This window comes from Ercella succinigenes, from assembly GCF_900002895.1.
Genome location: NZ_CDHP01000018.1, coordinates 84,342 through 105,349 on the forward strand (window position 1 = coordinate 84,342; position 21,008 = coordinate 105,349).

The window sequence follows — 21,008 nt, forward strand, 5'->3', positions numbered from 1 at the left end:
AAAACTTTTTAAAAATCCAGTCAAATTAATCATAAAGCATTTTGTTGATTTTGTTCCTTATGAGTCTGAATTCTGATCCATCTTTAAGTTCTCTTGTTCTTTCATAGGGAAGATACACAGGTATTGTTTCTTGAATAATTCCTGGTCTTGCCGACATAACATAAACTCTGTTTGACATAAATACGGCCTCGTCAATATCATGTGTTATAAATACAATAGTAGGCTTTTCTTTTTGCCAGATATCACGAAGCAACATTTGCATTGTTTCCTTAGTATGAGGATCAAGAGCGCCGAAGGGTTCATCCATCAATAAGACTTCCGGTTGATTGGCAAGTGCTCGTGCGATAGCAACTCTTTGCTTCATTCCTCCAGACAATTCTTTGGGAAAACATTTGCGAAAAGAAGTTAAACCTATATGTTCGAGATAGCGATCGGTAATATCCCGCATTTCTCCTTCAGGCATTTTCTTTAGTTTTAAGCCAAAACGTATATTCTCTTCAACAGTCATCCATGGGAAAAGTGTGTAAGTCTGGAAAACCATACCTCGGTCTGCACCTGGACCTTGAACAATTTTATCATTTACCAGAATTTCTCCACTGCTTGGGAAATCAAGACCTGCCATTATCCTCAAGAGTGTTGATTTACCACAACCTGAAGGGCCTACAACACAAACAAAATCATTATCCTGAATTTCAATTGTCACATCCAAAATTGCATCTATATGCTTTTTTCTCGACGTGAAACATTTGCTTATTTTTCTGGCTACAATTTTGTTATTTGCCACACTTGCTTCAAGAGGTTTTCCAGAAACAGCAATTGTATTCAGATCATTCTTCATCTGCTTGCACCTCTTTCCTGCCAGGGGAACATTAATCTTATAGCAAGAGCAAAAATACGATCTGTTATCAAGCCAATAATACCTATTGTAAGGATCCCCGAAAAAATAGCTTCCGTTTGGAAAAATTTCTGTGCTTTTAGAATTGAAAAACCAAGTCCAGAGCTCGACGCAACCAGCTCTGCAACAACAAGATATGTCCATGCCCAGCCAATGCACATGCGTAAAGTTTCCATTATACGCGGTGCAACAGCAGGAATCAGGACTTTTACTATTGTAGACCACCGTCTGGTTCCAAGTGTATAGCTGGCACTTAACAAATCTTCAGGCACAGATGCCGCATCATCAGCAATCATTAATACAAGTTGGAAAAAAGTTCCCAGAAAAACCAGGGTTATTTTTGCCATTTCGCCAATACCTGTCCAAACCATTACCAAAGGAACGAAAGCTGGCACAGGCATATATCTAACAAATTCGCATAATGGCCTTATGAGAGCCTCTGCCGACTTAAATGATCCTACCATAATTCCGGCCGGCACACCCAGAACAACAGCAAGCAAAAATCCCATTACCACGCGGTATATACTTATTCCTGAGTTTTGCAGCAAGGTACCGTCTTTAAAACCATTGATAATATTCTGTACTACTTTGACAGGAGAAGGAAGAAAAAGACTATTCACCAGTTCAGCTTCCGTAAGCACAGTCCATATTCCAATCAGAACTACGAATGATAAGACAGCTATGATTACAAATTTTCTTTTGCTGATAGGACTACGTAACCCAAAGGATTTTTTCATATCTGTTTCCCTCCTTCTCTATTATTTACATCAAAGCATTATCGTCTGTCTCGCCTGTATGAATTCTTTGACAGCGTTCCAAAGGGATCACAAAAATTTTCCCATCACCAGCCTGATTTTTACTGTTAACAAGTCTTATTGTATTTATTAACTCTTCCACATCCTGATCTCGAACATAAATCTCAATCATTTTTTTGGCTATCATAGGATCAGAATATGCACTATTTACCATCTTTTCATCCTCTTGCGAATAGAACGATATAGCTGATGAGCCTCTGCCTACAACATCTTTGATACTCATTGAATAAAAATGCTTTTCTATCAATGCTTTTTTTGTCTGGTAATACATATTCGGCCTGATAATTATTAATACCTGTTTCATCATTACCTCCGGCAGAAATATTTACAGAATTTCCTGACCACTACTGATTGTGACTGTCCGTTCAACCGGCAGAACAAATATTTTACCATCGCCAAAAGCACCATCTTTATTTGTTCTTGCGGTCTGTGAAATTATTTCAATAACCTTGTCTTCATCTTTGTCATCCACGACAATCATAATCATTTCCTTGGGTATTTCATCATAGTAAACATCTGCAACCTTAAGACCTTTTTGCTTGCCTCTGCCTAAAATACTGTATCTGGTTGCTGCTCTAAAGCCATTACTATTTAATCTATCAAGTACTTCTGCACATTTTTCCGGTCTTACCGCAGCTTTAATCATTTTCAAGCCGAACACCTCGCAATCTTTCTTATGCGTACTATATTCACATTCAGTCAAGCATGGCACTATTTTTCAAAAATTCTGTATTGATCATCTCTGAAACATCAGGCAATTTTTCTATAACTTTTAACTCCTTGAGAAATTCAGCAATAGACTGGTTTATACTGATAAAGCTGCTCTCTCCTTCTGAAGGTTCAAAAGCCTCTAAAGAATCTCTGGCTGACGTTATGTAAAGAGTATCCATCATATCCGCAAAGTCCTCTGCAGATACTTCAAGAGCTGCAGCCATAACAGCATTTGCATCATCTTCGTTTTCCTGCCAATACTTGACTGCCTGATACCAACTATCTACAAAAGCCTGTATGGCTTTGGGAGATTCCTCCAGAAGTTTTGCACTTACAGCAACGCAATCAGTAATTAAATCAGGATTATCTTTAGTTGAATACAAAAGATTTCCATCGCCTTCACTTACTGCCCTGCTTAGATAGGGTTCCCAAATAACAGCTGCATCAACCTGGCCTGCAATAAAAGCCGTGCCGGCATCTGCTATTGTCATATTAGTCAGCGTTATGTCATCCGCAGACATACCCGCCTCATCAAGCAGCGATAAAAGATACATGTGATCGACACTATATAATTCTGTTGCAACCGTTTTACCTGCAAGATCATTTATACTTTTAATATCCTTGCTGGCAACCATTCCGTCTGAACCCATTGATTTATCTGTCATCATTACAATCTGGAAATCAGCTCCCTGGCTGAATGGTGCCAGAGTATCAGGTGATGCAGCTGTTACAATATCTATGTTACCGCCGACAAAAGCCTGAAGGGAATCACCAAATGAACCAAAAGTATTAAGCTCAACCTCTAATCCATTCTCGGCAAAAAAGCCTTTTTCTTGTGCTAAATAGGCAAACATGCTGGTTGGCCATGGTGAAGTTCCAAAAGAAATTTTTATTAATTCATCGTTTGAATCAGAAGCTGAAGTTTGATCCTGAGATGATGGCTGTTCTGAAGATTTTGAATTACAGCCGGCAGCTAATGAGAATGAAATAATTATTGCAGTCAGCATACATAATATTTTTATTATTGTTTTTTTGCGATTCATTTTAATTCCTCCTAATGTTTTGATAAAAGCTTCTTATATTTTCTAGTTGCCGTTATTTTAGATCAGTTACGTGAAGGTTCATATGTCTGACAGCACAAACCCCTATGTTATGTTTGCACAAGGCGTATGATTTATTCTATACAAATTGACTGATATATTTGAAGTACATCTTTTCTTTTCGGTACTCTGGGGTTGTCTGAAATGCAAATATCATTCATTGCATCATTAGCAAGTAAATCATAGTCCATCAAGGAGACTTTTTCTTTGTCAAGATTTGAGATTTGACCGAGAGTTGCAGGCAACGAGCATTCGCTTAATAAATCTGCCACCGCATCGATAAATATATCTGCATCATTTTTATTTGTTATTGCGGTCAAACCTGATGCAAAGGCAAGTGCAGAGTATTCTTTCTCACATATCTCCTGATTAAAACGCATTACAGGTATTAGAGCGATGGCATTTGCCAAACCATGATGTATTCCTAAATGTGCACTCAGAGGATGAGCGATGGCATGTGATAGGCCTAGTCCAGTATTTGTGAAGCTTATACCTGCCAGGTATTGGGCAATAGCCAGATCATGAAGATATTTATGTTCATCTGGTGATGCTATAGCTTTTTTTAAGCTTTTAAAAATAAGTCTTACTGCTGATTCTGCAAGAAATTGCGGAATTTCCCATTTTGTAATTGTTGTATAGGCTTCAATAGCATGCGTAAGTGCATCTGCTGCCGTAGCGGCGATTAATTCAGCCGGTAAACTTGCAAGAATATCCAGATCAATTACAGCAGCAACAGGCAAAGCATATTTATCCAAACAAGCCATTTTTCGATTAGTTGATTTATTTGTAATAACATAATCCATTGTCGTTTCAGATCCGGTTCCGCAGGTGGTAGGCATAGCAATTAAAGGCAGGCCTGGATTTTTGCATTTATTAATTCCTTCCATAGATACTATATCCCTAAGATATTTATTTGTATAAGCCAGAGCCGCTGCTTTTGATGCATCTATGACTGATCCGCCACCTAATGCAACTATACAATCTGCCTTAAAATCTATTAATGCTTCAAGGCAGGATAAAACATTTTCTACAGAAGGATTTTTTTCTATCTGATCAAAAAGCTTACAGCTTAAGCCGCTGATTTTCAGGGAATTTATCACTAGCTCAACAGCACCTGTTTGGGTTAGATTCTGATCCGAAACAATCAATATTCTGGTATATTTATTCTGTTCCATAATCGCAGGCAGTTCTTTTCTGGCATTGGAGCCTATATAGAATTCTTTTGTCTGAAAAAGTTTTTTTATATCCATTACTCACCTATGTATCAAAATATATATTTGCTGATAAATCTTTAATCTGCTTGGATGTTCTAGGTTATGTCTTAATCGTATTGGGGGAGATCTGCAAAAGGATCTCCAAAAGCTGTCATTTCTTCACAAATTAACTTTTCTTCCATAATGCTGGTATCAAAGAGCAGGTAGCCAGATTTATTTTCGTTTGTTTGGCTGATAATTCTGCCAAGTGGATCTGCTATCAAGCTTTTGCCAAAAAACTCAAAATTATCATCCCTGCCTGTTCTATTAGCAGCCAAAATCCACATGCGGTTTTCCATCGCTCTTGCTAAGATTGCAGTTTCCCACTGCTTTTGATAAGGTTTTTCCCAGGCAGCTGCAACTATAAGAAGCTTAACACCTTTTCTCCTATAAACTCTTGCGGTTTCTGGATAAATAATATCCCAGCAGATTAACAAGCCACTTTTACCCCAGGCACATTCAAGGCTCTTAGATTCCTTGCCTTCCAAAAAGATTTTTTTGTCCGCAGATGTAAGATGCTTCTTTGAGTAACGGCTGCAGGTATTTCCCTTCCAGTTAATCCAGACAAGATCATTTTTATAGATATTTGGATATTGAGGACTGTATTTTTCATCAGTCAAAGTCTTTGATAATGAGCCAAAAATAATGTCTATACTATTTTTTTGGGCTGCAGCAGCAATTTCGTTTTCCGCAGTTTTTATTTGCCGGTAGATTCGGTCATCAAATATTTTTTCAAATTCAGCATAGCCATATAAACTTAATTCCGGAAACACTATTAATTTTGTGTCAGGAACATTTTGTGAAATGTCTTTTATGAATTTTAAATGCAAGCTGCAATTATGTATTATATCCGCGGGAATACAATCCATCTGTACAATGGCAATTGTTTTTTTTTCATCATTCTGCCGGCTATGCATCAAGGTACCTTCTTACATGCAAAGTAGTACTTATAGTAACAATCTGATCGAGGTTATCAAGATCCAGGTCTAGTATGTTTTGTATCTTTTCTAATCTGTATCTCATAGTATTCCTGTGTATAAAAAGAGCCTCTGCTGCTATCCCTGTATTTTTATTATGCTGTAAATATTTTTCAAGTGTATAACAAAGATCGGTATTATTCATTTTGTCATATTCAGCAAGGGGCGCCAGCTGATTGTCACAGAATCTTGATAGCTCATGTTGATCCTGAATCAGAAAAAATAGTGAATACATGCCTGTATCTTTGAAATACAAAGTAGCTTTCTCATTACCGACAGTATCAATTAAGTTTACTGCTTTTAAAGCTTCCTGATAACTTTTTTTGAATTGACTGACATTTGCATAAGGGTTTCCAATCCCTGTACGGATGGTCATGCCGTCATACCTCTCGGCTATATTAGTACGTATTTGTTCTATCATCACAGAAAATGCTGTCTTTCCTATATCTTTGTCAGCATATAAAATAGCAATATCATTACCTCTAATTTGTGTGAGCAGATTCTTCTTTGTTATGCCATGATAGATATGTCTGATCATAGAGGCAATATATTCTGCTTGATCAGAACCATATTTATACTCTTCTGACTTATCCGGTCCACTACTGTGTGTAGTTCTAAAAACTGCAATTCTGCAATTCTGGTTAAGATCAATTCCTAAAAAAGATGCTCTATCAATCAAAGTCTGTGCTGTTTCATAATTTGAACAAATAATACTGTCCAGCAAATGTTCCATAGATTGTTGAAGCTGAGCTTCTTGTATAATTTTTGTACATATATACTGTGATAAATCAATCAGTTTAACCGTCCAGGGAATTTCAAAAAGAGGCAGATTAAGACTGTTGCAAAGATCCAGATATGACTGCTGCTGCTTCCCTATATTGATTATAAAACCTGCTGATTGTTTTTCATAAGCCTTTCTAATAAGACTGTTGATAATATCAGGATTTTCCAACATTTTATTATTTGTAATAATTATAAGTTCCCCGTTATGTATCCAGTCTTGAGGGTCATCTTCCTTATCCGTGCATTCAAGACTATCCGCAAAATATATCCATCTTATAGAACGGCTAAGTCCTTTTTCACCAGCCAGAAGCTTTAACCCCTTGAGCTCTTTAATATTAATCAAATCTCTGGTCAGCATTTTCACCAATTATCAGTATTTTGCAAAATTCAAGTTCTTAGCAAGGGAAATGTCATGCAATGAGGTCCTCCTCCTGCTTTAAGGATTTCTTCTATTTCTACTTCAATAACATTTATTCCAAATGATCTCAAACGTTCATTAACAGCAGAATTGTTTTTGAATGAAATTACCCGGTCATCGCCTAGACACTGAATATTGCAATAATGCCTGAATACTCCTTCCTGAGATACATCAATCAACTCAAATTTTCTTTTTTTAAGCATTGCCAGAAAACTTTCCGGCAATGCCTCACTGCAAACTACGGCCAATCTTTCGGCAACAAGATTGAAACACATATCCAAGTGCAGATTGCGGCTATGGCATTGAACAGATGTCATTGTATAACCATATTCACTTATCTGCTGTCTAATATTATCGAATCCTGCTTCATCTGTTCTAGCAATTACACCGTGAACTATCGTGTAATCGTCTAATTGCCAGTAATCCCCGCCTTCAAATGCTCCTGATGTGCACCTGGCAATTACTGGTATCCCCATTTCTTTCATCTTTTTCTGATAGATCTTGCTTTCACCGTATCTACAGGGTTCTCTAAATCTACCGGCAATGTACCCATCAGCAAGACAAGCCCCGAAATCTCTGGCGAAAACCTGATATTTGAGAGTGCTATCAGGTTCTACAAGTACTACCTCTACACCATTTTCCCTGTATGCCTGTACAAAATCAGAATGTTCTTGCAGACACTTCTGTTTATCTAGTGGCCTGTTGTCTTTCAACCATGTCGTTGATATAACATTTATAGGTTCAAGTTCAAGATGTTCAGGTGGGCAAAGCATAACTTTTTTTAATGTTCCTGTTGCATTTTTTACGTATTCCATTTATTTCACACTCACATTTCTTTATTTTGTGATAAGTGTAAAACCTAAAGAAACCAGTGTCATTGTGTTACGGCACAAATCAATTTGTTTTGCCGACTAACTCAACCACTTCTTCAAAAGCAGTTAGTACAAGATCAAATTCTTCATATGTCATTGTTGCTGCTGGTTCAAAACGAATACATTTAGCATTATTCAATGTTCCTGCCGTCATTATTTTGCGCGCAAACAGCCCCTTGGCAATTTCATAGCCTATTTCAGATTCAGGAAATTCCACTGCTATCATTAGTCCTATACCACGAACATCTACAATAATATCAGGGTATTTTCCCTGCACTTTTCGTAACCCTGAAAGTAAATATTCACCTTTTTCAGCTGCCTGGCCAGGTATATCATACTTAATCATATATTTGATTGTAGCCAGTGCTGCAGCACAAGCCAGCGGATTACCCCCAAAAGTGGGAGAACCGAGAATCCAAGGGTTATCCTGCAGTTCTTCAACCCACATATGAGGTCTGGCGATTATGCCTGTAATAGGCATAATACCTCCGCCGAAAGCCTTGCCATAAGTTAATATGTCTGGAACAACATCTTCTGCTTCGCAACGGAAAAACGAACCTGTCCTACCCATTCCGGTCTGTATTTCATCAAAAATCAGTACTACATTTTCACGATCGCATATTTCTCTGACTTTTTGTAAATAACCTTTAGGAGGCACAATAATTCCGGCTTCACCTTGTACAGGTTCCATAATTACGCCTGCTATCTTTTCTCCAACTGCTTTAAGCTGTCGAATTGCCTGCTCAATCTGAATGGCATCACCATAATCAACATGTCGAACCTGTTGTATCATAGGCAAATAAGGCTGGCGGTAAGTACTTTTACCACCTACTGAAATTGCTCCCATTGATTTGCCGTGAAAACCGCCTACGGTAGAAATAAACCAACTGCCACCACTGGCAATTCTGGCAAGCTTCAGTGCCATTTCAACTGCCTCTGCTCCTCCATTTGTAAAAAAACAATACTGCAAATCTCCAGGTGTAATTGCAGCAACTGCTTTTGCCAGATATCCTCTCAATGGATCAAGCAGTTCCTGACTGTGAAGTGCCTGATGTTTCAGCTGAGCTTCAACAGTAGACATAATCTCAGGATTGCGATGACCACAAAGATAAATGCCAAATCCACCCAGACAATCAAGAAAGGATTCTCCATAGACATCTGTGAAATAACTGCCTTCATCCTTCCATTCGACATATGCGGCATTTGTCGATACTGATTTGCGGTATTTCAGCCAGCCTGGATTTATATGATTATTATAATTGTAAATAGAATCCTGAATCATTTCTTCTGCACTTTGAGAACTTAGATCGTCTTTTTCAATTAGACTAATTACTTTTTCCAGTTCAGACATCAATTCGCTCTGAGATTCATTTAGATTATTTGTTTTCATGCTGATTCCTCCTGTCCTCGAACCAGTAAATAGGTTCAGGCTGCGTATTTATATTTATCTGCTTTATCTCCGTATATGCTTCCAGTCCCCATGGTCCAAGTTCCCGTCCGATTCCACTTTGTTTATAGCCTCCCCAGGGAGCTTCACAAAAAGTAGGATGATAATGATTGATCCAGGTTATTCCTGCTCTTAATTTGCGAACTACCCTCATTGCTCTTGCTGAATCCTTGGTAAAAACACCAGCCGCTAATCCATAATCACTATCATTTGCCAGTCTGACTGCATCTGCCTCATCAGAAAATCTCTGAATTACCAAAACAGGGCCAAAAATCTCTTCTCTAACAATTTTCATATCAGGTGTGCAATCTGCAAAAATAGTAGGTTCAAGGAAAAAACCTTTGTCAAGCCCATCTCTGATAATCCTTTGTCCACCGGTTATCAGTCTGGCACCTTCTTTTTTGCCATTTTCTATGTATCCGATAACCTTTTTTAAATGCACTTCACTTATAAGTGAACCCATTTCAACACCGTCTTCATCTCCGCGCCCAACTTTAATTTGTGCTGCTCTTTTGCCGATCAAGTCTATAAATCTATCGGCTACTTCCTCCTGAATCAACACTCTGGAACCTGCCGAACATACCTGTCCCTGATTGCAAAAGATGCCAAAAAGCGCAAAATCAACAGCTGTTTCTATATCTGTATCAGCAAAAATAATGTTGGGAGATTTCCCCCCGAGCTCTAGAGAAATATTTTTGATATTGCCGGCTGCAGCTTTCATGATTTCCTGACCGGTTTTTGTTCCTCCGGTAAAGGCAACTTTATCCACATCTGGGCTTTCGGATAAATATTGCCCTACCGTTGAACCTGCACCTAGTACAAGGTTGACCACTCCTGGTGGCAGACCAATATCGTCCATAATCTCAAAAAGTCTGATAGCACTAAGCGGAGTAAGCTCGGATGGCTTAAAAATGATGGTATTTCCTGCCGCAAGCGCGGGGGCAATCTTCCATGCAGCCATCATCAACGGATAATTCCAGGGCACATACTCCAACAGGTTCCCGAACAATCAAAGTCTGCATAGCAGGATCGGGAACATCGCAAGTTATACCTGATGGTTTGCCTACAAGTCCTGCATAATATCTGAAGCATGAAACTGTATCAGCTACATCTCCTTGAGAATCTCTTAAAGGTTTGCCATTATTTAGTGTTTCCAATAAAGCAAACTGTTCGGACTCTTCTTCTATTTTATCGGCCAATTTGAACAAGAATGCAGCTCTTTCTGCTGCAGGTTTTTGCGTCCAGATACCTTGATCAAATGCTTTTCTGGCTGCATCTACTGCTAGTTTGGCTTCTGAAAAATTACCTTCGGCAACGGCAGATAAAATATCACCTGTGCCTGGATTTATTATTTCTCTTTTTAATTCATTTTCAGAACACAGCCAATGACCATTTATATAATGCTTATTTTTAAGACTATATGGCAGCATAGTTACCTCCAACTTACAGATCTTTTTTATTCTATTTTGTTGAATGCTAGTATTAGATGATAGTTTTTATCCTTTTACCGCCGTCCAAATTTCATCGTAAGTTCTTGTATCTTCACCTACATCCAGAATGTATTCACCTTTTTCAAAAACTTCATCTGGTAAATTTGAGGCAGGATTATCAATATAAGATTCCGGTAACAAAGACTGCGCCGCCTTGTTAGGATTCATATACGGATATTCCTCGGTAATTGCAGCACTTACTTCAGGACGTAAGCAGTATTCAATAAATTTGTAAGCAGCCTCTGCGTTTTTGGCGTCTTTAGGAATTACGAAGTTGTCAAGGAAAAGGTATGTTCCCTCTTTAGGAAAGGCAACCTCAATGTCTGAATTGTCAAGCATAGCCAAAGCAACTTCCGCACTCCAGCAATAACCTATGGAGACTTCACCACTTGCTAATTTAGCTTTGGGATTATCACTGTCAAAAGCCTTGATATTTGGTATCAGATCGCCTAATTTGGTTTTGGCTTCTTCTAATTTATCACTATCTGTTTCATTCATCGAATAACCAAGACTTTTAAGTACAAGACCTATTACAGCTCTTTGATCATCAAGCACAACCAGATCATTGGCAAGTTCAGGTCTAAAAAGATCTTCAAAACTTTCGGGCACAAAATTTATTTTTGAGCTATTATAAGCAAGAAGTACAGCTCCACCCATATAGGGTATGGAATACTCATTTTCAGGATCAAAGCTTTGAGACATATATATCGGATTAATATTGGTACTATTCTCAATTTTGGAAAGATCAAGCGGTTCAATTATATCGCCTTGTTTTATCATTATGTCTACCATGTAATCACTGGCGACAGTAAGATCATATGCACCTTTGGTTCCAGCCTGTATTTTTGCCAGCATTTCCTCATTTGATGAAAAGTAACTCATATTAACCTTTATGCCTGTTTCTTCTGCAAATTCATCTACGACACTTTGAGGAATATACTCCGACCACATAAAAAAGTTGAGAATCTCATCATCTGATTTAGATGTTGAACAACCTGCAAATAAACTCGCAATCAAGCTTATAAGCACAAAAATCGAAGCAAGAACAATCATTTTTCTTTTCATAGCAAACCTCCGTAAATAGCTATGCCTCTGCTGATAAATCTTATTTCTTTTTTCTAAATAATTGACGACCCTGAGTTGTAACAACAAGCAGCATAATAAATAACAGCAGCATTGTTGAAAGAGCGTTGATTTTAGGGCTTACTCCATATCTGACCATGGAGAATACCATTAATGGTAAAGTTGTACTTTCTGCACCAGCCGTAAAAAAGCTTATTACAACATCATCGAGAGATAATGTGAATGCCAGCAGGCAACCTGCAAGAATTCCTGGAGCTAATATAGGAAGTGTAATTCTGAATAACGTAGCTAAACGCCCCGCGCCTAAATCCATTGCGGCTTCTTCCACTGAGCTATCATATCCTTCAAGTCTTGCCCTTACAGTAAAAATAACGAAAGGTATACTGAAGGTTGCATGAGAAATGATAAGTGTCATAACGCCCAATGTCAGTTGCATTTGTGAGAAAAAGGAAAGCAATGCTATTCCCAGTACTATTTCAGGAATTACCACTGGTATATAAAGCAATGAGTCAAGCAGCCCCTGACCCTTAAACTTGTATCTGTACATGCCGATAGCAGCAATTGTTCCTACCATAGCAGAGAGAATTGTACTGCATACAGCTATCAGCAAAGTATTACCAAAAGCCGCCATCAAAGCTTTATCCTGCAAAGCTTCATGATACCATTTTGTAGTAAACCCACTCCAAACAAGACCTCTGGGAGAATCATTGAATGAATATATGATTAATACTGCTATAGGTAAATATAAAAAAATGTAAATCATGCAGGTATAAACTATTGCACCTGGTTTAATCCTAATTTTTTTGTGGTTTTTACGATTCAATTCAGCAGCCAATGATGTCACCTCCTGTCTATAAATTTAAGTCTTTCATTTTACCGCCAAACGATGTATATATCTTTACCAAAATCAAGGTCAGCAGAATCAAAAGCACTGATAAAGCGGCTCCAAACGGCCAGTCTCTGGCTGTGAGAAATTGATTTCGTACAAGATTTCCTATATACATTGTTTTACCGCCTTCAAGCAGATCAGAAATAAAGAAATAACCAAGAGTAGGGATAAATACCATAATACAACCTGCAAAGATTCCGCCTTTGGTCAGGGGCAAGGTAATTTTGCGAAAAGTCTTACTCCTTGTGGCATATAGGTCACTGGCTGCTTCCAGCAAAGAGGGGTCAATTTTATCAATTGCAGTGTGCAGTGGAAGTATCATAAACGGAAATAGTGTGTATACCATGCCCAGTAAAGTTGCTCCACGTGTATATAACATTGTTAAAGGTTCTTTGATTAATCCTATACCCATGAGCAGATTATTTATAATCCCTTCTGTTTGCAAAAGTAAAATCCAGCCATATGTTCTGACCAGAGAATTTGTCCAGAAAGGTATTATCAAAAGTATCATTAGTATAATTTTAGATTTAGGTGCTGTTTTGGCTATAAACCAGGCAAAAGGATAGCCGGCCAAAAGACATAGCCCCGTTGTTGCAATCGCCAGGGTTAATGATTGCCAAAAAACTTTCAGATATTGAATACTGATCAAACGCGTATAATTTTCTACAGTAGGGTCGAAAACTATACCTCCGTAAAGGCCTTTTTTCAGAAAACTGATCACTATAACATATGCAAGTGGCACAACTATCAAAATCAGTAGCCACAGTGCAACAGGCCCAATCATCAGAAAAGGAGCAATTCTTCCACTCTGAGAAAGTTTTTTATGCTTCTTTTTAATAGTTTTTCTTTCAACAAGTAAGTCTTTATTTGCTGTAGAAGGAATCATCTTTTACCTCCTTTCTTACTGAGCCTGAGCAAGATCAACCTTATCTATCATTTCAAATATTGCTGTTTCACGGTCAGCCGGTATTACTACTACATCTTCTGGTTCCCAGCCTGCATAAACAGCTTGTCCGGGCTTTGGTAAGTCATTTCCACTTAATTTGCTGCAAACAATTTCTTGTCCATTCCCAAGAACTGCAATTGCCTTGATAATATTACCTACATAAGTCATTTCTCTGACCATTGCCGGCAAACTAAAGCCAGCCAAAGGCTTTGGGCTCAGAATAAGCCTTTCCGGCCTGATAGAAAGGTGAACCATTTCTCCGGGGCTTTTGTCTTTATCTCTTTGAGCTAATCTCGCAGCAGTGCAAAATCCACTTTCCATCATCATGCTTATCAGATTGTTTTCTACTCCAGCTATCTGTGCTTCAAAAATATTACTTTCTCCTATAAATCCTGCAACAAACTTTGTCTGAGGTTTTTCATATATTTCAGCCGGAGTACCTAATTGCTCTAAAACACCTTCATTCATTATGGCAATGCGATCACTCATGGTAAGTGCTTCTTCCTGATCATGAGTAACATATACAAATGTTATGGCAAGTTTTTTTTGCAGACGTTTTAATTCCAGCTGCATTTGTTTGCGAAGCTTCAGATCGAGAGCACCTAGGGGCTCATCAAGCAACAAAACACTGGGTTCGTTAACAAGTGCTCTGGCAATAGCTACGCGTTGTCTTTGTCCTCCAGATAGTTGAGCAGGACTTCTGCTCTCATATCCTTCAAGCTGAATCAGATTCAACATATCCGAAACACGATTGCTTATCTCTTTTTTGGAGACATGCTTCATCTGTAGACCAAAAGCTATATTCTCATAAACTGACATATGTGGAAAAAGAGCATAATTCTGAAATACAGTATTTACTTCACGATCAAAAGGCTCATAATCGGCAACATTAAGACCTTTTAACAATATTTCCCCTTCAGTTGCAGCTTCAAACCCTGCTATCATTCTTAAAGTTGTTGTTTTACCACAACCGGAGGGACCCAGTAAAGTTAAGAACTCACCTGATTGCACAGTCAGATTTAAGTCTTTGACTACCGGTGTATCATCATAAGATTTACTAACATGACGCAAATCTATGATTGAATTATTATCTGACATATCTTTCCCTCCCCGTCTTCTTATAATGCCCTTGTTCCTTTTTCGGCTGTCCTTATTCTGAATGCTTCCTCTACATTAGAGACAAATACTTTGCCATCTCCAACCTGGCCGGTCGCAAGTTTTTCGTGTATTTCCATCAAAATACTATCAACAGCATCATCTGAAACGACAGCATATACCATAACTTTTGGAATTAGATTAAGATTGATCTTGAGGTTTTTGAACTCACTGACATTGCCCTTTTGCTTGCCACATCCCATAGCACTAAAAACAGTCATTCCACCAACATCCGCGCTATTTAGAACTTCTTTCAAAACTTCTAATTTGTCAGGGCGTACAATTATCTCCAGTTTTTTCATTTAATTACCTCCCTCTGAAATAAAAAAATGAGGAGCCTTTTTCTGGCGCCTCATTGCTTGTTTGCATTTACTTTACCACTTGACTTATGAAAGTTCAATACTCAAATGCTGCAAAATATACACAGAAAAGCACTTATTTTTGAGCAAAACACCTTTTATTAGATCTCAAAATGAAATCAAAAATATAATTTCTTTCATATTTGCTGTTTTTTCATTTATTTTCAGAACAACTAAAACCTAGACGCCATCGTTAACCGACGTTAACTTTAGTCAATATTGTGAAAATTCTTCTTGCGTTGCAGCTAAATATGGATTAGAATGCAATTGTTAGCCAAGGTTAACAGAGAGACACAGTCTTGGGATTTGTCTTTGAGGAGGATATTGTTTCAGATGAGTACGGAATACAAGCTTGCATATTATTGTGCTCCCACGTTAATGGGAATCAAGCCTGCAAGTCTGATATCACTAAAAAAAGGAACTTATAGGGAAACCAGAAATTATCTGAAAACTTCCAGCTGCATTGTAGGGCAGTTATTTAATCGTAATATAAAATGTATTGTTTTGCGTAGTTCTCATGAAAATGATCTGATATTGGTATATCAGCCAGAATTACTTCAGGAGACCTGCTGCAATAACGAAAGAAACAAACTTTATCTTCAAAATAACGGTTATCATTCTACAGACAGACTGAATGATCTTCTGAGAATACTAAGACAAAGATTTTTGCAATCTGATGACTTCCCTCATGAAATTGGTCTTTTTCTTGGCTATCCTCTTGAGGATGTAATAGGGTTTACAAAAGAGGCAGGCAAAAATTATAAATTATGCGGCTATTGGAAGGTATATGGCAATCCTGAAAAAGCACAAAAACTATTTAATTTATACAATGATTGCAGAGAGAACCTTTGCAGTCAGCTAAGCGGCGGTATTGTTAGTGACTACAAAGGAATTATGCTAAACAACCTTATAACTGCATAGCATAATTCGTCCTATGGTTTATACAAAATCAATATTACATAAAAGGAGCTTAATAAGAATGTCAAGTATTGCAATTATTTACTGGAGCGGAACAGGAAATACAGAACAGATGGCAAATGCTATTTGTGAAGGAATAAAAAAGACCCAACCTGATTGTAAACTATTTAGCGTATCTGAAATATCTGCTGAGGAAGCAGTAAAATATGACAAACTTGTTCTGGGCTGTTCTTCTATGGGTGCTGAAGTCCTTGAAGAAGAGGAATTCGAACCTTTTTATACAGCACTTGAAGAAAATATCTCCGGCAAGAAAATTGCGTTGTTTGGATCATATGGCTGGGGTGACGGCGAATGGATGCGTGACTGGCAGGAAAGAGTTAAATCGAAGTCAGGTATTTTATTCAATGACGAAGGTTTGATCATTAATGAAACCCCAGATGAAGCAGGTCTTAAGCTATGTATGGAATTTGGTGGTAATTTTGCTGAATTCTAATACATTGCACATCTCCATAACTGCAAACTTCTTGTTAAGGAGTTTGCAGTTACGGACACTAAATTTGGTAATCATGAAAATGTTTACATAATAGACCCTCCAATCTATTATCATCTCCCTTATATTCCCAAATGAGCTGACTTGTTCCCGTATACTTAGCATGTATGGTCAGTTCGACAGAAATCATGACCGTCTTACGAGTTATTTGTAGGACGGTCTTTTTCTGTAAAAAAGACTTGCTTTTTAAAATTACATTTGATACAATTCAATTGCAAGCAATTTAATTGTATTTTGACTAATTTGTTTATAAACATTATTAAGGCATTAAGGTAAAAGAAAGGAATTTTTTATGAGTATTTATGATTTTAAGGTTAAGGATGTAAAAAAGAATGATGTTGAGATGTCAGATTATAAAGGCAAGGTTCTATTGATTGTCAATACAGCCAGCGGGTGCGGATTTACACCTCAGTACGAAGGTTTGTCAAAATTATATGACCAGTATCGTGATCAAGGTTTTGAAATTCTTGATTTTCCTTGCAATCAATTTATGAATCAAGCGCCTGGTTCCGACGAAGAACTTGCAGGATTTTGCCAACTTAAATATGGTACTAATTTTCAGACTTTTGCCAAAGTTGATGTGAACGGTAAAAATGCAGATCCTCTTTTTAGCTGGTTAAAAGAGAATACTCTAAACGATGAACAAGGTAATGAAAAGCAGGGATTCAAAGGATTATTCAAAAAAATAGCTAAAAATGTAACCGGAAATGATGTAAAATGGAATTTCACTAAGTTTTTAGTTGATAGAGAGGGTAAGGTAGTAGCTAGATTTGCTCCTACTTACAAGCCTGAGCAGATAGAAGAGCATATAAAAAATTTGCTGTAATTAATCGCAGAGGTGAAGTAATTGAATTTAGAAAATTCTTTGAATAAGATAATTGAAAAAAATAATATGGAAGATAAAATTATTGATCAGGCGCTTTTGCTGAAAAACCAGCTATGCTTTCCTCTTTATGCCGCATCAAGAAAAGTAATTAAGCTTTATACTCCTATTTTGGAGCCTTTGAGTCTAACTTATACACAATATATTACATTACTGGTATTGTGGGAAAATGATAAAATTACAGTAAAAGAATTAGGCCAAAGATTATTTCTTGACTCCGGGACATTAACTCCTCTGTTAAAGAAACTTGAAAGTCAGAATCTGATTATGCGTCAAAGAATGCCTGAAGACGAAAGAAATGTAGCAATTATATTAACTGAAAAAGGATATGATATGAAAAAGAAGGCAGCAGAGGTCCCCTTTAAGGTTGCTGAATGCATAAGCCTTAAACTTGAGGACGCTCTGGAGCTGCAAAGACTTCTTCACCTGGTATTGACCTCTGATTGTGAAATATAAAATCAGAGAGTAACTCCATCCTTGAATATAGATATTTCTCTGAATCCATTTTCTTCAGTTTTTGTTTGCTCTCCACTTGCTACTTTTAATACATATTCATATAATCTGTCACCTGCATCCAGAATCGTCTCTTTCCCTGATGCTACTGTGCCGGTATCAAAATCTATCCAACCTGCTTTTTTTTCGTATAATTCAGTATTTGAGCTGATTTTTATTGTTGGTGCAGGAGCACCAAAAGGAGTTCCTCTTCCAGTAGTAAAGAGGATGATATGTGCTCCGGCTGCAGTAAGGGCGGTTGTTGATACAAGATCGTTGCCAGGACCAGAAAGCAGATTCAGTCCTGGTTTTTTTACGGTGTCAGCATAATCAATTACATCGACTACAGGAGCATTGCCGCTCTTTTGCACACAACCACAACTTTTGTCCTCCAAAGTTGATATACCCCCGTCCTTATTACCAGGGGAAGGATTTTCATATACAACTTGGCCGTGGTCAACAAAATATTTTTTGAAATCATCTACGGTTTTTACCAACTTGGTATAAACCTGTTCTGAAATGCAGCGCTTCATAAGCATACCTTCTGCGCCAAACATTTCAGGAACTTCTGTCAATATGGTCGAACCTCCTTTACTGATAAGCAAATCAGAAAATATGCCTACAGCAGGATTTGCAGTGATCCCTGATAATCCATCCGAACCTCCGCATTTCATGCCAATAATCAATTCTGAAACAGGAACTTGTTCCCTTGAATACTGTTTGGCTATTTCCGCAAGCTCGCCTAGCATTTCACTACCGGCAGAGTATTCATCTTCAACTTCCTGACAAACAAGATAGCGGATTCTATTTGGGTCAAAAGAAGGATTTTTATCCTTTATGACTTGTTTGAATTGATCCATTGTATTATTTTCACAACCCAAACCCACAATAAGTACACCAGCAGCGTTTGGATGCTGCGTCATCGCAGCCAGAACTTTTTGAGTCATAATGTGGTCTTCTCCCATTTGACTGCAACCAAATGGATGAGTAAAAGTATAGATTCCTTCGAGAGATCCGGCAACAAGTTTCTGATTGTCATTTGCCAGCTTTTGAGCTACCGAATTAACGCAGCCAACCGTAGGAATTATCCATAATTCATTACGGACTGCAACCTTACCATCACGTCGCTTGAAACCATAGAAAAAACTATCTAAAGTACTATCGAAATTTACGGTTTCGGCTAACTCCTTAAATTCAGATATATTTTCAGGATTATATGAATATTCTGTTTTTTCTGAAAGATCCGTCTTCATGTTGTGAACATGCACTTTAAATCCCGGCTCTATATCTTGGACAGCATGACCAATAGGGTAGCCGTATTTTATGATTTTTTCCTGATTAGCTATTTTTCTGATTGCTATCTTATGTCCTTTATCTATCGTCTCTTGCACCTTTATAGTGGCAGTATCAATCTGGATTATTTCTCCGCTTACAACCGGTTGTAAAATAACAGCTACATTATCCTGAGTATTTATCCTTATTGCTCTCATGACAATACTCCTTTCAAAGCTGCATACATTCCTTTGTCTTTAATATTTTGCAGATCTTTTACCACAGCCTGCTCAAATCCTTCAAGATTTTTCAGACTATCCCCCCACATTTTTTCATTATTAATTACTGCTTTTACCAAGATATCTATGGAATCAGCTTTATGATCAGCATAAAAGTCAAGAATCCATTGATCATCCTTTATCTCATATTTATTATCCCCACGCTTAGCGGTGAGAGAACCAGCCTGTAATTTCTCACCTCGATTATAAAAGTCAATATACGCAGCAAAAGAGAAAGTTATGCATGCCGGCAGAGATTTCTTTTTGGCATAATATGCTAACAAAGAAGGCATTACCCTGGCTTTCCATTTAGCTGTAGAATTAAGAGAAATATCCAGCAAAGAATGGTCTATATACGGATTGGCAAAACGCTCTGTTACGGAGGCAGCAAAACTTTGCAGTTCTTTTTCCGGAAGAGTCAAAGTAGGAATAATTTCTTCATATATTGTTTTTTCCATGAATCCACGAATTGTATCATCCTCCATACAGTTTCTTACAATATCCTGGCCTGAAAGATATGCAGCCATAATCATGGAAGTATGGGCGCCATTAAGAATTCTAACCTTACGCTGCTTATATGGCGAGTGATCATTAACAACAGTAATTGGTAAACCTGCTGCTTCATACGGCAGCTCTTTCTTTATAGATTCAGGCCCTTCAATAACCCAAAAGCCAAATATTTCCCCTGTATCTATAATATTGTCAATATACCCGTTTTCTTCATTTAAGTTTGCAATTTCACTACGAGGATAACCTGTAACTATTCTATCTACTAAAGTGGAGCAAAAAATATTCTCCTGATCCACCCAGTTCTTAAAAGCATCGGGCAATTGCCACTGCTTTATATATTTATCAACACATTTTTTCAGTTCCTGCCCATTATTATCTATGAGCTCGCAAGACAAAATAATAAAACCGGGCAAATTAAGTTTATATCTTTCCAACAGAAAGGCAGTTAGCTTTGCAGGAAAAGATTCCGGCGGGCGTTGATCCTGCAGAGATTCCGGATCATATACTATTCCTGCTTCCGTTGTGTTTGAAACGATAAAACGCAAATCTGGGTTTGCTGCACATTGCAAAAGAGCCGGGTAATCATTATAGGGATTTATACACCGTGAAATGCTTGATATTATTCGTTTGCGATTTATCTTTTTGCCATTCTCTCTGCCTCGCAGATACAATGTATATAATCCTTCCTGCTGATTTATCAGATCAGCCAGACCAGGAGCTATTGGCTGTGCTACAACAACTTTTGAATTAAAATTCGCTTTTTCGTTCATGACATCGATAAAATAATCGACAAAACCACGTAAGAAATTGCCCTCGCCAAACTGCAGAACTCTTTCTGGAGCTTGCTCAAGTACATATCCCTGATAGCCTATGTCTTTCAAAACAGAGTAATTTAATAATTTCATTTTACAC

The 21,008-nt window shown here is 37.7% G+C and carries 21 protein-coding genes and 1 pseudogene; 4 read left to right on the forward strand and 18 right to left on the reverse strand.

What is annotated here, in order from left to right; all coding sequences use genetic code 11:
* Positions 1-25: 25 nt before the first annotated feature.
* The 16 genes and pseudogenes from AC0KSB_RS05015 to AC0KSB_RS05090 form a co-directional block, all read right to left on the reverse strand.
* The gene (locus AC0KSB_RS05015; RefSeq protein ID WP_472307121.1) at positions 26-838 is read right to left on the reverse strand and encodes an ABC transporter ATP-binding protein; all 813 of its coding nucleotides are present in this window, start codon (positions 836-838) and stop codon (positions 26-28) included.
* Positions 835-1,632 carry an ABC transporter permease gene (locus AC0KSB_RS05020; RefSeq protein ID WP_472307122.1) on the reverse strand — a complete coding sequence of 266 codons (798 nt, stop codon included), beginning with the start codon at positions 1,630-1,632 and terminating at the stop codon, positions 835-837. The genes AC0KSB_RS05015 and AC0KSB_RS05020 overlap by 4 nt, the downstream gene beginning before the upstream one ends.
* A 25-nt stretch (positions 1,633-1,657) precedes the next feature.
* The gene (locus AC0KSB_RS05025) at positions 1,658-2,014 is read right to left on the reverse strand and encodes a P-II family nitrogen regulator (protein WP_472307123.1); all 357 of its coding nucleotides are present in this window, start codon (positions 2,012-2,014) and stop codon (positions 1,658-1,660) included.
* 21 nt (positions 2,015-2,035) lie between these two features.
* The gene (locus tag AC0KSB_RS05030) at positions 2,036-2,362 is read right to left on the reverse strand and encodes a P-II family nitrogen regulator (RefSeq protein WP_472307124.1); all 327 of its coding nucleotides are present in this window, start codon (positions 2,360-2,362) and stop codon (positions 2,036-2,038) included.
* Positions 2,363-2,405: 43 nt separating this feature from the next.
* Positions 2,406-3,464: an ABC transporter substrate-binding protein gene (locus AC0KSB_RS05035; RefSeq protein ID WP_472307125.1), complete on the reverse strand. Its 1,059-nt coding sequence runs from the start codon at positions 3,462-3,464 to the stop codon at positions 2,406-2,408.
* Positions 3,465-3,595: 131 nt separating this feature from the next.
* A complete protein-coding gene (locus AC0KSB_RS05040; protein ID WP_472307126.1) occupies positions 3,596-4,771 on the reverse strand; it encodes an iron-containing alcohol dehydrogenase family protein in 1,176 nt (391 codons plus the stop codon).
* A 71-nt stretch (positions 4,772-4,842) separates the two neighbouring features.
* Positions 4,843-5,691 (reverse strand): carbon-nitrogen hydrolase family protein, encoded by an 849-nt coding sequence (locus tag AC0KSB_RS05045; protein ID WP_472307127.1) that lies wholly within the window; start codon positions 5,689-5,691, stop codon positions 4,843-4,845.
* Positions 5,684-6,892 carry a PucR family transcriptional regulator gene (locus AC0KSB_RS05050; protein ID WP_472307128.1) on the reverse strand — a complete coding sequence of 403 codons (1,209 nt, stop codon included), beginning with the start codon at positions 6,890-6,892 and terminating at the stop codon, positions 5,684-5,686. Before AC0KSB_RS05050 ends, AC0KSB_RS05045 begins: the two co-directional genes overlap by 8 nt.
* Before the next feature lie 29 nt (positions 6,893-6,921).
* Entirely contained in the window at positions 6,922-7,767 is an 846-nt protein-coding gene (locus AC0KSB_RS05055) for a dimethylarginine dimethylaminohydrolase family protein (RefSeq protein ID WP_472307129.1), read from the reverse strand.
* A 79-nt stretch (positions 7,768-7,846) separates the two neighbouring features.
* Positions 7,847-9,214, reverse strand: coding sequence for a putrescine aminotransferase (locus AC0KSB_RS05060; protein WP_472307130.1), 1,368 nt, complete (start codon positions 9,212-9,214; stop codon positions 7,847-7,849).
* Positions 9,201-10,701: pseudogene (locus AC0KSB_RS05065) on the reverse strand (aldehyde dehydrogenase family protein). Before AC0KSB_RS05065 ends, AC0KSB_RS05060 begins: the two are co-directional and overlap by 14 nt.
* Before the next feature lie 66 nt (positions 10,702-10,767).
* Positions 10,768-11,826 carry an ABC transporter substrate-binding protein gene (locus AC0KSB_RS05070; protein WP_472307131.1) on the reverse strand — a complete coding sequence of 353 codons (1,059 nt, stop codon included), beginning with the start codon at positions 11,824-11,826 and terminating at the stop codon, positions 10,768-10,770.
* Positions 11,827-11,866: 40 nt separating this feature from the next.
* The gene (locus AC0KSB_RS05075; protein ID WP_472307132.1) at positions 11,867-12,679 is read right to left on the reverse strand and encodes an ABC transporter permease; all 813 of its coding nucleotides are present in this window, start codon (positions 12,677-12,679) and stop codon (positions 11,867-11,869) included.
* Positions 12,680-12,695: 16 nt separating this feature from the next.
* Positions 12,696-13,619: an ABC transporter permease gene (locus tag AC0KSB_RS05080; RefSeq protein ID WP_472307133.1), complete on the reverse strand. Its 924-nt coding sequence runs from the start codon at positions 13,617-13,619 to the stop codon at positions 12,696-12,698.
* A gap of 15 nt (positions 13,620-13,634) precedes the next feature.
* Entirely contained in the window at positions 13,635-14,777 is a 1,143-nt protein-coding gene (locus AC0KSB_RS05085) for an ABC transporter ATP-binding protein (RefSeq protein ID WP_472307134.1), read from the reverse strand.
* 20 nt (positions 14,778-14,797) lie between these two features.
* Complete coding sequence (locus AC0KSB_RS05090) at positions 14,798-15,136, reverse strand: P-II family nitrogen regulator (protein ID WP_472307135.1); 339 nt, start codon at positions 15,134-15,136, stop codon at positions 14,798-14,800.
* A 390-nt stretch (positions 15,137-15,526) separates the two neighbouring features.
* Between AC0KSB_RS05090 and AC0KSB_RS05095 the strand changes: the two genes are divergently transcribed.
* The 4 genes from AC0KSB_RS05095 to AC0KSB_RS05110 all read left to right on the forward strand — a co-directional run bounded on the left by AC0KSB_RS05095 (position 15,527) and on the right by AC0KSB_RS05110 (position 18,000).
* Positions 15,527-16,114 (forward strand): DUF3793 family protein, encoded by a 588-nt coding sequence (locus AC0KSB_RS05095; RefSeq protein WP_472307136.1) that lies wholly within the window; start codon positions 15,527-15,529, stop codon positions 16,112-16,114.
* Between the two features lie 58 nt (positions 16,115-16,172).
* Positions 16,173-16,604 carry a flavodoxin gene (locus AC0KSB_RS05100; RefSeq protein WP_472307137.1) on the forward strand — a complete coding sequence of 144 codons (432 nt, stop codon included), beginning with the start codon at positions 16,173-16,175 and terminating at the stop codon, positions 16,602-16,604.
* A 349-nt stretch (positions 16,605-16,953) separates the two neighbouring features.
* Complete coding sequence (locus tag AC0KSB_RS05105) at positions 16,954-17,487, forward strand: glutathione peroxidase (RefSeq protein ID WP_472307138.1); 534 nt, start codon at positions 16,954-16,956, stop codon at positions 17,485-17,487.
* Between the two features lie 21 nt (positions 17,488-17,508).
* Complete coding sequence (locus AC0KSB_RS05110) at positions 17,509-18,000, forward strand: MarR family winged helix-turn-helix transcriptional regulator (RefSeq protein WP_472307139.1); 492 nt, start codon at positions 17,509-17,511, stop codon at positions 17,998-18,000.
* Positions 18,001-18,002: 2 nt separating this feature from the next.
* Here the strand turns inward: AC0KSB_RS05110 and AC0KSB_RS05115 are convergent, their stop codons facing one another.
* Positions 18,003-19,526, reverse strand: a complete 1,524-nt coding sequence (locus AC0KSB_RS05115) for a UxaA family hydrolase (protein ID WP_472307140.1) — start codon at positions 19,524-19,526, stop codon at positions 18,003-18,005.
* Entirely contained in the window at positions 19,523-21,001 is a 1,479-nt protein-coding gene (locus AC0KSB_RS05120; RefSeq protein WP_472307141.1) for a tagaturonate reductase, read from the reverse strand. Before AC0KSB_RS05120 ends, AC0KSB_RS05115 begins: the two co-directional genes overlap by 4 nt.
* Positions 21,002-21,008 lie beyond the last annotated feature (7 nt).